The organism is Agrobacterium sp. 16-2014-1-2a, assembly GCF_053522705.1.
In genome coordinates this window covers 36,310-48,923 of the sequence record NZ_JBNWBX010000002.1, presented here as the reverse complement: position 1 = coordinate 48,923, position 12,614 = coordinate 36,310, and the positions used below count along the sequence as shown (strand labels likewise).

Sequence of the window (12,614 nt, the reverse complement as noted above, 5' to 3'; positions counted from 1 at the left end):
CTATCCGCTTCATAACTGGTTCACGCACAGATTTTGCCATAGTTTTTTCGGAGACACATGGTGCTGCCCGCATATACGACTTACGCTCTTTACAATCGTGATATGGAATTGTCGCTGAAACGCGTCGCGAACGACCCCGTCGTATCGCGCGACGCCAAATATTATGCGGATAATATCGGCAAGGTCAAAAACCTCGACGCGTTCCTGAAGGATTTCCGGCTCTATTCCTACGCCATGAAGGCACATGGACTGGAGGAAATGATCTATGCCACCGCCTTCATGAAGAAGGTGCTGGAAAGCAATCTCAACGATCCGAACAGCTTCGCCAACAAACTGAAGGATACGCGATACCGCGACTTCGCTGCTTCTTTCGATTTCGGCACGATCAAAGCGGAAAAATCGGTTCAGACAAAATCCCAGCAGGACCGGTTGATTGCCACCTATCACGCTACGATCGAACAGGAAGGCGCCGAATTAAAGGAAGAGACCCGTTTTTACAACATGGCCATCGAGAAGGTCGGGCATGTCGACGATATCTTCAAGAACACGCGGCTTCGGGATTATATCTTCAAATCCTTCGGCATCGACCCCGAGACCTTCAGCTACAAGCACGTCAAAAACGTTCTGACGAGCGATATCAGCAATGCCGATAGCTACATCAACAAGACCTACAAGTCATTGATCCCGGAGTGGAAGGCAAAGGCGGCCGATCTGCGCATAGAACGTGCAGGCGTCGCGTCCACCGACAAACCGGCGCTCGCAAAGATCGACTACCTGATCAGCCAATATAACAAGCGTATCAACGATGCCAACAAACTGTTCGAGATGGCGGCCGCGTTTAATTTCCGGGACGACGGCCGCGTAGATGACGGCATGCCGGCGCAGACGGCTGCGCAGAGGCGACTGATTAACGAAACCTACGTTCTTTCAAATCCCCGCCTGACGCAGGCCGGAGCTGTTCTCAACCGCGAGTATTTCGCGGACAAGATAAAAACCATCACCGAGGCCAGCCAGATGACGCAGTTTGCGCGCCTGAGAACGATGCTCATCGTCAGCTTCAATCTGACCGACAATGATGAGACGGACAAGAAAATCGGCTGGGCCGTCTTGCAGGATCCGAATGATCCGAAAAGCCCTATCCATAAGGAGAAGGACAAAGGTCTTGTCGATCTGGCACGCGCCTTCAATTTCGGTGCGGACGGCAAGATCAAGACCGGCAAGGTAGCGCAGACCGCCGAACAGCTCAACACCATGATGAACCTCTACTTCAGCCGTTACGATGACAAGGACGAAGCAGCGGACGAAAAGGCAATCAAGAACTACCAGCGCTACATCGGCCTGACGAAAAATCTCGAGGATTTTCTGTCGAACGCGCAGGGCGCGGTCATCATTCGAAACTTCGCCCTGAAGGCCTTCGATATTACCGCTGAAGAAGCCTCGTCCTTCACGCTGAAACGGGTATTTACCAGCGATCTGTCAGACCCGAAAAGTTACGTTTATACTTTGAAAGACGAGCGTTTCGTGCGGCTGGCCAAGGCTTTCAACTTTGATGCCGAGGGCAAGATCGGCTCACCCCGGCTCGCCCAGTCGGAAAACGAGATCACCCGAATATCACGAAATTATCTGAAGGAAGTTAGCCGTTGGGACAAGGACAAAAAGGTCAGGGAGAAAGGCGAAAAGGAGGTCACCTATTATCGCCAGAAAATGGAAACGATTGAAACCGTCGATCAATTGCTCTCCGACCGCCGCCTTCTCGATTTTATGCTGATTGCGCAGCGTATCGACCCCAAAACGGTCACCACCGACTACCTCAAGAAGATCTTCAAGTCCGACCTCAAGGACCCCAAAAGTTTCGCCAATACCGAAAAAGATGCCCGCTTCCGCGCACTTGCCGGCTCCTTCAATTTCGACGCCAAGGGGAATATCGTCGCGAAAGCCGGCCAGAGCGTGCAGAACACCCGCAGCCTCATGCAAACACGCGACAAATATGTTCGGCAGACGCTGGAACAGCGGGTCGGCGAAGAAAATTCCGGCGTTCGCCTTGCGCTCTATTTCAAGCGCATGGCTGCCAGCATTTCCAATCCCTACGACATACTCGCCGACAATGCGCTTGCGGAGTTCACCCGCACCGCCCTTGGAATTCCCGCAGAAACCGCAAACTCCAAGGTGGATGCGCAGGCAAAGATGATCGAGAAGAAGCTGAAGATAAAAGACCTGCAGGACCCCAAGAAGGTCGAAAAACTGGTCAATCGCTTTTTGCTGACATTCGAAGCGAACAACGCAACGTCGGATCCGCGTCTCGCTCTATTCGGCAGCGGCAGCACGTCCATCAGCGGCAATACACTCGCGACGTTGGGGCAACTCCGCAGCCGCCGCAGAGGTTAGACCATCCATAAGTGCTGGCCGCAGGTTTTGCCCTGCGGCCAACATCATCTTAGTCAAACCCGCCCGTCGCCTGAAGTGCGGTAGAGCAGGGTCAATACGGTCAAAGCCAGCCCGACCAGCGCGACCGAGCCGAAAATGTAGAAGTTCCACTCCGGAGCGAGGCCCCGTTGCAGCACGAGACCGCCGATCATCGGACCGGCGATGCCGCCCAGCCGCCCGACGGCCAGGGAAAAGCCAAGACCCGTACCGCGAATATGGACAGGATAAAGCCGCCCGACCAGAACGTTGGCAAGAATCTGGGTTCCAATCGTTCCCGCACCCGCAAGGGCAACGAAGAGATAGAGCAACGGCCCCTTGTTTACCGTCAACGCCCAGATCGAGGCCGCACCAATGGCAAAAAGGACGGCCACAACCACTTTAACGTTACCCTTGTCGGCGAAACGCCCGCCGATGAGAATGCCAATTGCGGCTCCGACATTGAGCATGATGGAAAAGCTGAGCGCCGAACTGATGTCGTAGCCCATCTTGTTCATGATGGTGGGCAGCCAGTTGACCATGCCGAAGGTCAGCAGAAGCGAGCAAAAGTGAATGCCCCAGGCATTCAGCGTCGAAAGCAGCCGGCCTTCCGAGAAGAGGGCGCCCACGCCGCCCTTTTGGATCTTGGCATGCGGCGTAATGCGTTGCAGGCCGTAAGTGTCGCAAATCCCGTCTGCCTCTGCCTGCCGGCCCTTGCTTGCCAGCCATTCCGGCGATTCCGGCAGGAACCGCATGAAGATCGGCAGAAGAATAAGCGGCAGGCCGCCGATCAGCATCAATGGCCGCCAGCCATAGCTCTCCAGAAGCAAAATACCCATGAGGCCGGAAATGATGCCGCCGATAAGATAACCGAGGAAGGAAAGGGAATTTGCCTGCGCCCTGCGCTTGGGCGGCGAGAACTCCAGCACCAGCGCCGTCACCGTCGGCAAGAGCGCGCCAAGGCCGAGACCGGCGAAGAAGCGCGTGATTTCGAAAGCAAGAAAGTTCGGCGTCATGGCCGAGGCAATCATCATCGCTGAAAATCCGGCAAGGCTGATGAGAACGACCTTCCGGCGGCCGATACGGTCCGCCATGGTGCCGGCAAACAGCGCGCCGAGCAGCATACCCACCAACGTCAAGGCGGCAGCGCGCCCGACCATGGCCGGATTGAGCGCCCATGCGCCTTCTTTCAGCAACGCCGGTGCAACCGCGCCGTAAACGACAAGATCGTAACCGTCGAACATGATCATCAGGCCGCATGTCGCGATGACGCCAGCCGGGTTCTTCGTCCGCACCGAGGCGGCGCTCATATAGTTCGTGGACATATTCCTCCCTTTCACGCATGAACGCGCCACCCGGAATGGATCGACGTCTTCCCGTTCCTGCGATTGCTCCCTGGGTGCCCGGCTTGCTCCACCCTGATGTGCGTCTCGCTCCTGTCAAGACACATATCGCCGGTATCACCCGCCTTCGATTAAATGTTGCGTTTGCAAAAATTGCAATTGAAATATTAACAATCGCCAACAGCCATTGCAGGCGTGAATTTCAGTCGCCTTGCAGCCCGGAAATCCTCGACAAAGTCGGCGTCCAGTTCAAAATACGAATGCGGTTATAGACGCCGTGGATGACAAAAGGGTCGGCGTCGCTAAAAGCCATGACGTCCTCGATACAGCGGGCTTCAGCAATGATGAGTGCCGCGGCAGACCCTCCGCTTTCCGCCTGCATCGGGCCGGATGCGAGAATTCTGAATCCTTCCGGCACGCCATCTTCGTTGCGCAAATGAGCCTTGTGGGCACTCATCTGCGCCAACCTTTGCTCAGCGGCAGCGGGATCACTTTCCGCAAAACGCACATAGAGCCGGGGACGGTCGCTACCGACGGTCATCGGGCGAGCACGAAATCGTGGTCCACCGACCAGAACCAGCCGTTGGCGAACCCCAGCTCCTGCGCCCTCTGCGCATCCTCCACCCGCTGAAAATCGGCCAGCAGGCTTTCCTTCACACCGAAAACCGCATCCGAACGAATGTAAGGATCATCAGGGTCGAAAATATGCGTGACGAGCGTGGTGAAGCCTTCTGCCGAAACGATGTAGTGCAGATGCGCTGGTCGGTAGGGATGACGCCCCATGGCCCGCAGAAGCTGCCCCACGGGGCCATCATCCGGTATCGGGTAATATTTCGGCTTCGCCGCCCGGAACCAGTAGCGTCCGTCCTCACCGGTGACGAATACGCCACGCAGGTTGAAATCGGGCTGAATGCCCTTCTGCTGCACATCGTAGAAACCTTCGTCATTGGCCTGCCAGACGTCAATGCGGGCGCCTGCGACCGGCACTCCGTCGGTGTCGAGAATGCGGCCGGTTACCAGCATGTCCTCGCCCTTGCCGTCGAGGCAGATATTGGCGCCCATCGGCATCTCAGGCGCATCGGCCACATGAAAAGGCCCGAGAACGGTGGATTCCGACGCGCCGCTCGGCTTGCGGTGGTTGATCGCATCGACCAGCATGGAAACGCCGAGAATATCGGAAAAAAGGATCCACTCCTGCCGCCATTCATTGCAGATCTGGCCGACCTCGGTCAGAAAATGGATCGCCTTCATCCATTCCTCTTCAGTCGGCTCAATCTCTTTCACCGCCTCGTGAAGCTTGCGGGTGACGACCGCCATGATCTCCTTGAGACGCGGATCGTCACAATCGCGCATACGGGCAATCACGGTTTCGGCCGAACGTTCCTCGACGAAATAGCCGTCGTCACCGGTTGTTTTCATGTCCATAATGTCCTCCTCCCATCATTGCCGCTCCCTGCTTGCCGGATCACTCCGGCCTTGCGCCCTCGAAGGCGCGTTGCAACAGGGCGCGGATCGCGGTTTTTTCAACTGGCCGCGGGCACCAGTAAGGATTGGCAGTCGCAAGCTCGGCCATAGCGTCGAGATCTTCCCCGGCAACACCGAGTGCTGCAAGGCTTGCCGGCGCGCCGAGCCGGGCGGCAAAATCGTAAAGACCCGTCCCTGCCCTGCCACCGACAAGTGCGGCCAGCGGCGCAAGCTGGTCCGGCACCGCCTGTTCCACACAAGCGATGGTATGCGGCAGAAGCACCGCATGGGTTTCCGCATGCGGCAAATCCAGACTGCCGCCCAGCGTATGGCAAAGCTTGTGATGCAGCGACATGCCAACAGCGCCAAGCACCGTGCCACACAGCCACGCGCCGTAAAGTGCCGTTTCGCGCGCCTTGGCATCTTGCGGCTCCATCCTCACACCGGGAAGCGCCTCGATCATCGCCCGCAACCCTTCCACCGCCATCATACTGGCGATGGGATTGCGATCCCGAGCATAAAGCGCCTCTGCCGCATGGGCCATGGCGTTTAGCCCGCTGGTCATGCTGATGCCAACAGGTAATCCAAGTGTCAGCTCGGCATCGTAAATCACGACTTCCGGCAGGATTTCCGGACCGCGCAGGGTGGTCTTCACGCCATTTTCCGTCTGGCCAAGAATGGGCGTCACCTCAGAGCCGGCATAGGTCGTTGGAATGACGATCTGGGGCGCATCGGTGCGCAAGGCAATGGCCTTGCCAAGACCGGTGGTAGAGCCGCCGCCGAGCGAAACGACGCAATCGGCACCGGCAGCGCGATAGGCCTCGACCGCCCGTTTCGTCACCTCGACCGGCGTGTGCATGGCCGCATCGGAAAAAACACCGGCAGCCAATGGGCCAAGCCGGGCGGCCAAAGCCTCCGCATCGCCCTTCTGGTGGGGTGTGGAAAGCACCAACGCCCGTGACAGCCCGAGGCGACGGATTTCCTCCGCCACCCCCACGGAGCTACCCGTGCCAAAGACGATGCGGGCCGGGGCCGTCGTATAGACGAACGGCTGCATGGCTCAGGCTCCGTCGAGCTTGAACAGGCGGCGCGCATTGGTGCGGCCGATCTTTACCCGGTCGGCCTCGGCAATGCTCGTCGCATTGAACCAGTCGGAGGCATGATCGATGTTCTCGAAGGGCCAGTCGGTGGAGAACAGGATGCGGTCGGCACCGATTTCCAGAATGGCATCGATCAGGGTCTGGGTGCGGAAATTGCCAGAGGTGGTGATGTGGAAATTCTCGTTGAAATAATCCATGAAACGGCGCTTGGCCGGATAGCGCGGCGGCAGCTTCACCCAGGCATTGCGGTGGTCGATGCGCCACATCATGTAGGGCAGGCCCTCGCCCATATGGCCAAGAATGATGTTGAGGCGCGGATGCTCATCGAACAGGCCTGATGCCATGAGGCGCAGCGCGTGAACCGCCGTTTCCTGCGCAAACGCCCAGGTGGGGCCAAGCAGCCAGGGGTGGCCGTCATAGATGCGGGAATCCTGCGGTAGCGGATTGCGCGGATGCAGATAGAAAGGCACATCAAGCTTTTCCACCTCGCCCCAGAATGGACGATATTGCGGCAGGTCGTAATAAAGCGGTGTCTGGCCATCGCCCTCCTGGCTGAAGCCGTTGACGAGTGCGCCGACGAAACCGAGGTCGTTGACGCAGCGTTGAAGCTCCTCGGTCGCCGCATCCGGGTCCTGCAACGGCAGGGCTGCGAAGGCGAGGAAGCGGTCCGGCCGCTTTGCGCATTCTTCAGCCAGGACGTCATTGGCGCGGCGCGCAATCTCGATCGCCTTCTTCTTGTCGGGAATAGCCTGCACCGCCGGCGCATTCAGCGACAGGATCATGGTTTCGATGCCATGCGCATCCATCAGCTTCAGGCGCGTATCCTGAATGTCGAGCAGGCGATGCTGCAGTTCCTTCCAGTAATCACCGGGCACGAACCCGGCCGAATCCTGAAGTGTTTCCGGGATTGCGAAATGCTCTTCGAGAGCGACCTTGCCTTGCATGTTATTTCCTCCGAAAATCGCTGTTCACTTGCCGCCACATGTGCGGTCAATATTGGCCCTTGGGTTCCAGGCCGAGCATGCTCTGGCCGATCATGGTGCCCACGGCATCCCAGTTCATGCTGATATGGCGGCCCACCGCATTCGCATCCCGCCAGGCCCGCTGGACCGGATTGGAAAGATCGAGCCCGACACCGCCGGTGGAATCGTTGAGTGCCTGCACGGCGCGTAGCGCCAGAGAGACCGAAAAGGACTGGCCGCGACGGCTCAATAGCCGGTCGTCCACCGAAAATTCCGCCCGCCCTTCAAGCCTTGCCTGTGAGAGTGCCTGAGCCCGCGCAACGTCGCGCAACAGGATTTCACAAGCGGCATCCACGCTCGCAGCTGCTTCCGCGACACGCAGCTGGATGGTTGGAAATTCCGCCATGCGGTTATTGCCGCCCGCCACCGCACCGCGCGTCACGCGGCCACCGACATGATCGACATAGGCTGCCAGGGCACCCTTGGCTGCGCCGACGCCAGCCGAGGCGAGACAGGAAGGAATGCCTGTAAGAAGCGGCATGTTGAAGAGACCTTCCTGCGCATAAAACCGCCCGCCCGGCGTGTGGCCGCTGGTCGCGTCCGGAAAGGTCAGAACCCGATGTTTGGGAACAAAGACATCATCGAGAACCAGCGTCTTGGAACCCGTGCCGGCCAGTCCGACCACATGCCACGTGTCTTCAATGGAATATTGGCTTGCAGGCACGAGAAGGAAGGCCGGAACCGGCCTGCCTTCGCCCTGCGGCGGCAGGATGGCGGCGCAGAGAGACCATTGGGCATTCTCGCAGCCCGAGGCAAAGGCCCATTTGCCGCTCAGGCGGTAACCGCCGTCAGCGGCCTCCGCCATCTTTACCGGCGCATAGGAACCACACAGAAGCGCGTCAGGGTTTTCGCCCCAGACATCCGCCTGCGCCTCCTCTGGAAACATCGCCAGCAGCCATTGATGGGCGGAAAGCAGGCCGGCAACCCAGCCTGTCGACGCGCAGGCCGCCGAAAGCTCGATATTGGCTTCGACAAGCTCGGCAAATTCACCGCCCTGCCCGCCGAAGGCCCGCGGTTTGACGACATCGAAATAGCCGATGCCGCGCAGCGCCGCGATATGACTGGCGGGAACGCGGCGCGCCTCCTCTGTTTGTCGGGCGCTGGACCGGAAAAGATCCGCTACACCGGCAACGCGACTGACGAGGCGGACATGCGGGTTCGTTTGCGCCGGCTGCGGCGCATGGCTCATATCGTTCATGATTGTCTCCTCCGAGAATAGTCTAGCCGGGAAATATCAGGCGGACAGGCCTGCCGGGCTTGCGGCGCAATATTGGGCATTTTCGTAAAGCAGCGGTCGTGTCGTCTCGCTTACATCGGCCGACACCACCTGTCCGATAAACACCGTATGCGTTCCATATGGCATTGCCGCGACACGGCGGCAGGCGATCGCGGCATGGGCCGTGGGCAGATAAAGAACACCGTTGTCATGACGCTGCCACTCGCCGTTGCGGAAACGCTCCTCCGGCGAAACCTTGCCGCTGAAAGCATCAGACAAGGCAATCTGGTCCTGCGTCAGCACATTCACGATGAAATCGGGCCGGCAGAGCAGCAATTCGTGCAGAAACGTGCGGTTGTTCAGGCAAACCAGAAGAGAGGGCGGCTCCATCGAAACCGAGGTGACGGCGGTAACCGTCATGCCGTGATCGCGCTGATCACCCGTGGCACAGGCAGTGATGACCGTCACGGTCGCCGGAAAACGGCGCATCGTCGTGCGGAAATTCTGGCCGACGCCTTCAGGCGCAAGATTGTTCAGGCCAAACAGTGCTGATGTCATGAGATCCTCCCAAATCCTGCATTCTTAAATATTTTCATTTGCAACCTTTGTCAATGCAAATGTTTTATGGCGGGGGAAGCTGCGATATGGCCTCGCCGTCCCCGGTCTTCTGGAGCGAAACTATTGAAACTGATAGATTATGCCGGTACAGCCGATGGGTGCGCCACGTCACCCGCGCACGTGGTTCTCAAAACGGGGTTTTGCTTGTGTCTTATCAGTTCACTGACTCGGTACCCTACCTGCTCAACTGGGTAGGTGTTCGGCTTGGAGAGCGCTTCTCACTGAGGCTGGCATCCTATGACATCACCCTGCCGATGTATCGTGTGCTGGCAACGCTGAGACAACAGGAAAGCAAAACGCTGACCGAGCTTTCAGACCTCGTGTCGGTGGAGATTTCCACGCTCTCCCGGCTTGTTGGCCTGCTCGTCAGGCGCAACCTCGTCAGCCGCGAGCGACCGGTCGACAATGCGCGGATCGTGCGCATCACGCTGACGCCAAAGGGTGAAGAACTTGCCGAGGAACTGATGCCCATCGCCGCCATGTTCGAAAAGACCGCGATCGAAGGCCTCGACCCGGCCGAAGTGAAACTTTTCAAAAGCATCCTGCGCCACATCGGCCGCAACATTGCCGGTCTCTGATCCCCCAAGGATCCGCTGACCCGTCACGACCTTCGCGTGCAATGTACTTGTAATGGCTGGTTCCTATCCCTGTGGCAACTCACCACAGCGGAGGAAAATTGCCTATGTCCGAGAGATTGTCACCCGCCTACCTGACAACGCTCGCCCTTGTCACAGCATCGATCCTGGTTTCGGCCTGCGCCTCGACAGTCATGAAAAGCTACATCGGCGCGCCCATCACCAGCGTGATGCTGGACTATGGGCTGCCGGACAATATCTATAGCCTTGGCGGTGGACAGCAGGCCTACCAGTGGCGGAAGAACAAGACACAGGCTGTCGCCGGATCATCGAGTGGCGAAGTGCGGACAACACGGCGCGGAGAGCGTTACGAAGTGTCCGAGACGCCGGGTTATGTCGAGCGCATAGACTGCTTCTACACTTTCTACACACGCAATTCCGGCGGCGAATGGTATGTCACGAGCTTCCGGCAACCGTCACTCGAATGCGAGTGATCGTTTCCGGATTTCAAACTCCGCCCTCCCAGATTTTTGACCGCCGCTTTGATGCTCGAAGCGGCGGTTTTCGTTGGAACGTTCTCCCTGGGATTTCTCATCGGATGGGCCGGTCAGACGCGGTGGTTCAGGCCAGCCTTGATGACGTGATCATTTAGATCGGTCTTCGACCTGCCGCTCGCCAAACTTGGCCAACAGGCCGCCGCCAAAGCCGGGGAAACGTCCCTGATCGCTTACAATCCCGTCAGCTAGACACTGTCAGCCGCAGCACCTTTCGAAGCCACCGAGCGAATTTCCAGCCGGACGCAAAAACCGGGATTGAGGTCGAGGAAGACAACGCGTCCGCAATGGATCTCTGCCGCCTTCTGGACTAGGTTCAACCCGAGGCCTGCTCCTGGCGAGTTCGTATTGACGCGGTGAAACGGCTCGAATACCTGCTCGCGCTCCGAGACGGGGATGCCCGGCCCTTCATCGCAAACGTCAATGAAGCCCGCAGCACCGACCCGGATCGTGATAGCACCCTTGCCGCCGCCATGATCGATTGCGTTGCGGACGAGATTGACGACCGCCATCTCGATGATCGAAGTCTGGACCGTGAATACGGCCTCTCCTTCACTTGGCTCGAAATCGAACTCGTAACCGGCATCCATCGCAATCGGCGCGAGATCGGTCGCGATGCGCTCGACAAGGATGTTCAGGTCCTGCCGCTCGGCGGGTAATTCCACCACGCCGACTGCCTGCATCTCCAGCAACTGGTGCGCAACGCGTGTGAGGCGATCGATATCGGCCCGGAGTTGTCGGCTCAGCGGGTCATCGGGCAAAAGATCGGCCCTGATCCGCGCGATTGCAATCGGCGTTCTCAACTCATGCGCGGCATCGGCAAGAAAGCGGTTACGGCGATTATATCCCTCATCCAGCTTGGAAAGCGCGACGTTGAAGGCATTTACCAGGGGAATGATTTCGCTGGGCACCTTGGAACGATTGATACGGGCAGACCGGTTCTCGAAATTGATGGATTGCGCCTGGCTGACCGTTTCCATGAGGCCGCCAAGTGAACGGCCGACCGCCCTCGGGGTCACGATCAATGTCGCGATACCAGTCAGGATCAGCATGGGCACGACGGCGATAAGAATGACGAAGCCCACACCCGGCAAGACAGTAAGCCAGCGGATTTCGCCGTTGGCATCTTTTTCCAGATCTAACTGCATACTGATCCATAGGCTGAGGCCGTCATTCGGGATGCCTTTTTCCGTCCCGGCAATGAATTGCAGCCGCCCGGCAGGCGTATCGCGGTTTTCCATGGTGGCCCGGACTGTTTCCCCCGCTTCCAGACGCGCCCTTTCGATGCTTGACGGAAAAACTGCCGCCAAAGCCGGTACTGGGATTTCTCCATATCGCAGGACGATTTCATCGGCGTCCCGCACCAAGAACCAAAGATTCGGATAGCGCCGTTTCAGGTCGACCAATCCGGGCGTGGGCAGAACTTGCGCCCGGCCCTGCCCATCCTTTGTCACGCTTTCCGCAACGATGCGGACAGCCTCTTCATTGGCGCCCTCCAGCCGTGGATCAATGATCCAGATCCAGCCGACGAGGAGGATGACAAACAGAACGAGCAAGAACGCCTGCAAGGCGAAAAGACGCTTCATCAGCGCCCACCGCAGGGATCGGTTGCGCTCCTGCTTCATGTGTTCGCCCGGATGAGATAGCCGATGTTTCGCACGGCTCTTATCTCGACGGTGGCTTCGGCCTGCGCGAGCTTCTTCCTGATGCGGGAGATATGGGCGTCGAGAGCGTTGGATTCGATCTCATCATCCAGGTTGTAAACCGCTTCGACCAGATTGGAACGCGTCACGATGCGGTTCGGACGTCGCATCAGAGCCTCGAGCGCCAGATATTCTCGCCGCCGAAACTCGATGATGGCACCGGCAACCGTGACTTCATTGCTCTTCGGATCAATGCTCAGATTTCCGAAGCTCACATATTGGCTGGAGAGCGAAGGGCCGCGCCTGTACAGCGCCCGAAGGCGGGCAAGCAATTCCTCGATCGCAAAGGGCTTGGCGAGGTAATCATCCGCGCCGGCGTCAAGACCGTCAACGCGGTGATCGACACTTCCAAGCGCCGTCAGAACAAGGATCGGCACCGAATGCCTGGCTTTGCGAAGCGAAGACACAAGGTTCAACCCTTCACCATCCGGAAGGCGACGATCCAGAACCAGCACATCGTAAGAGCCGTCACGCGCCAGCGCGTCGGCATCGGCAATCGTCCTGACATGATCCGCAAGCACATCACACCGTCGCAGGGCTTCGAGCAGGGCCCGCGCCATTTCCGGTTCATCCTCGAGAAGCAGGATTCGCAATGACTTTTCCCCAAAGGTGAACTCTT

Annotated in this window: 12 protein-coding genes; 3 read left to right on the top strand and 9 right to left on the bottom strand. The window is 58.5% G+C overall.

Annotation, left to right across the window (positions count from 1 at the left end; translation table 11 throughout):
• The first annotated feature begins 57 nt into the window (after positions 1 to 57).
• On the top strand, positions 58 to 2,385 hold the full coding sequence (locus ACQZ45_RS09075; protein WP_162736265.1) for a DUF1217 domain-containing protein: 2,328 nt from the start codon (positions 58 to 60) through the stop codon (positions 2,383 to 2,385).
• Positions 2,386 to 2,438: 53 nt separating this feature from the next.
• Here ACQZ45_RS09075 and ACQZ45_RS09070 read toward each other — a convergent pair whose 3' ends face one another.
• From ACQZ45_RS09070 to graD, 7 genes are all read right to left on the bottom strand, one after another.
• On the bottom strand, positions 2,439 to 3,725 hold the full coding sequence (locus ACQZ45_RS09070) for an MFS transporter (protein ID WP_013636793.1): 1,287 nt from the start codon (positions 3,723 to 3,725) through the stop codon (positions 2,439 to 2,441).
• 220 nt (positions 3,726 to 3,945) lie between these two features.
• The gene (locus tag ACQZ45_RS09065; RefSeq protein WP_065658632.1) at positions 3,946 to 4,284 is read right to left on the bottom strand and encodes a YciI family protein; all 339 of its coding nucleotides are present in this window, start codon (positions 4,282 to 4,284) and stop codon (positions 3,946 to 3,948) included.
• Complete coding sequence (gene graB / locus ACQZ45_RS09060; RefSeq protein ID WP_112391429.1) at positions 4,281 to 5,168, bottom strand: hydroxyquinol 1,2-dioxygenase; 888 nt, start codon at positions 5,166 to 5,168, stop codon at positions 4,281 to 4,283. Before graB ends, ACQZ45_RS09065 begins: the two co-directional genes overlap by 4 nt.
• Positions 5,169 to 5,208: 40 nt before the next feature.
• The gene (gene graC / locus ACQZ45_RS09055) at positions 5,209 to 6,264 is read right to left on the bottom strand and encodes a maleylacetate reductase (protein WP_113292350.1); all 1,056 of its coding nucleotides are present in this window, start codon (positions 6,262 to 6,264) and stop codon (positions 5,209 to 5,211) included.
• Positions 6,265 to 6,267: 3 nt separating this feature from the next.
• Positions 6,268 to 7,251, bottom strand: coding sequence for a gamma-resorcylate decarboxylase (gene tsdA / locus ACQZ45_RS09050; RefSeq protein WP_003514143.1), 984 nt, complete (start codon positions 7,249 to 7,251; stop codon positions 6,268 to 6,270).
• Positions 7,252 to 7,297: 46 nt separating this feature from the next.
• Positions 7,298 to 8,527, bottom strand: a complete 1,230-nt coding sequence (graA, locus tag ACQZ45_RS09045) for an FADH(2)-dependent resorcinol hydroxylase oxygenase component (RefSeq protein ID WP_113292349.1) — start codon at positions 8,525 to 8,527, stop codon at positions 7,298 to 7,300.
• Positions 8,528 to 8,563: 36 nt separating this feature from the next.
• The gene (gene graD, locus ACQZ45_RS09040; RefSeq protein WP_003514147.1) at positions 8,564 to 9,103 is read right to left on the bottom strand and encodes an FADH(2)-dependent resorcinol hydroxylase reductase component; all 540 of its coding nucleotides are present in this window, start codon (positions 9,101 to 9,103) and stop codon (positions 8,564 to 8,566) included.
• Positions 9,104 to 9,309: 206 nt separating this feature from the next.
• Here graD and ACQZ45_RS09035 point away from each other — a divergent pair, with 206 nt between their 5' ends.
• Together ACQZ45_RS09035 and ACQZ45_RS09030 are read left to right on the top strand one after the other, a co-directional pair.
• Positions 9,310 to 9,741: a MarR family winged helix-turn-helix transcriptional regulator gene (locus ACQZ45_RS09035; protein WP_025594436.1), complete on the top strand. Its 432-nt coding sequence runs from the start codon at positions 9,310 to 9,312 to the stop codon at positions 9,739 to 9,741.
• Between the two features lie 104 nt (positions 9,742 to 9,845).
• Positions 9,846 to 10,232 (top strand): hypothetical protein, encoded by a 387-nt coding sequence (locus ACQZ45_RS09030; protein ID WP_113292348.1) that lies wholly within the window; start codon positions 9,846 to 9,848, stop codon positions 10,230 to 10,232.
• A 248-nt stretch (positions 10,233 to 10,480) separates the two neighbouring features.
• Here the strand turns inward: ACQZ45_RS09030 and ACQZ45_RS09025 are convergent, their stop codons facing one another.
• Both ACQZ45_RS09025 and ACQZ45_RS09020 read right to left on the bottom strand, forming a co-directional pair.
• Positions 10,481 to 11,878, bottom strand: a complete 1,398-nt coding sequence (locus tag ACQZ45_RS09025) for a sensor histidine kinase (RefSeq protein ID WP_448742237.1) — start codon at positions 11,876 to 11,878, stop codon at positions 10,481 to 10,483.
• A gap of 35 nt (positions 11,879 to 11,913) precedes the next feature.
• Positions 11,914 to 12,588, bottom strand: coding sequence for a response regulator transcription factor (locus tag ACQZ45_RS09020; RefSeq protein ID WP_113292346.1), 675 nt, complete (start codon positions 12,586 to 12,588; stop codon positions 11,914 to 11,916).
• Between the last annotated feature and the right edge of the window lie 26 nt (positions 12,589 to 12,614).

What these genes read in the sequence shown, in the direction of transcription:
- ACQZ45_RS09070 (WP_013636793.1), bottom strand. Translation starts at nt 3,725, where the DNA reads ATGTCCACGAACTATATGAGCGCCGCCTCGGTGCGGACGAAGAACCCG.
- ACQZ45_RS09075 (WP_162736265.1), top strand. Translation starts at nt 58, where the DNA reads ATGGTGCTGCCCGCATATACGACTTACGCTCTTTACAATCGTGATATG.
- ACQZ45_RS09030 (WP_113292348.1), top strand. Translation starts at nt 9,846, where the DNA reads ATGTCCGAGAGATTGTCACCCGCCTACCTGACAACGCTCGCCCTTGTC.
- tsdA (WP_003514143.1), bottom strand. Translation starts at nt 7,251, where the DNA reads ATGCAAGGCAAGGTCGCTCTCGAAGAGCATTTCGCAATCCCGGAAACA.
- ACQZ45_RS09065 (WP_065658632.1), bottom strand. Translation starts at nt 4,284, where the DNA reads ATGACCGTCGGTAGCGACCGTCCCCGGCTCTATGTGCGTTTTGCGGAA.
- graA (WP_113292349.1), bottom strand. Translation starts at nt 8,527, where the DNA reads ATGAACGATATGAGCCATGCGCCGCAGCCGGCGCAAACGAACCCGCAT.
- graC (WP_113292350.1), bottom strand. Translation starts at nt 6,264, where the DNA reads ATGCAGCCGTTCGTCTATACGACGGCCCCGGCCCGCATCGTCTTTGGC.
- graD (WP_003514147.1), bottom strand. Translation starts at nt 9,103, where the DNA reads ATGACATCAGCACTGTTTGGCCTGAACAATCTTGCGCCTGAAGGCGTC.
- graB (WP_112391429.1), bottom strand. Translation starts at nt 5,168, where the DNA reads ATGGACATGAAAACAACCGGTGACGACGGCTATTTCGTCGAGGAACGT.
- ACQZ45_RS09025 (WP_448742237.1), bottom strand. Translation starts at nt 11,878, where the DNA reads ATGAAGCGTCTTTTCGCCTTGCAGGCGTTCTTGCTCGTTCTGTTTGTC.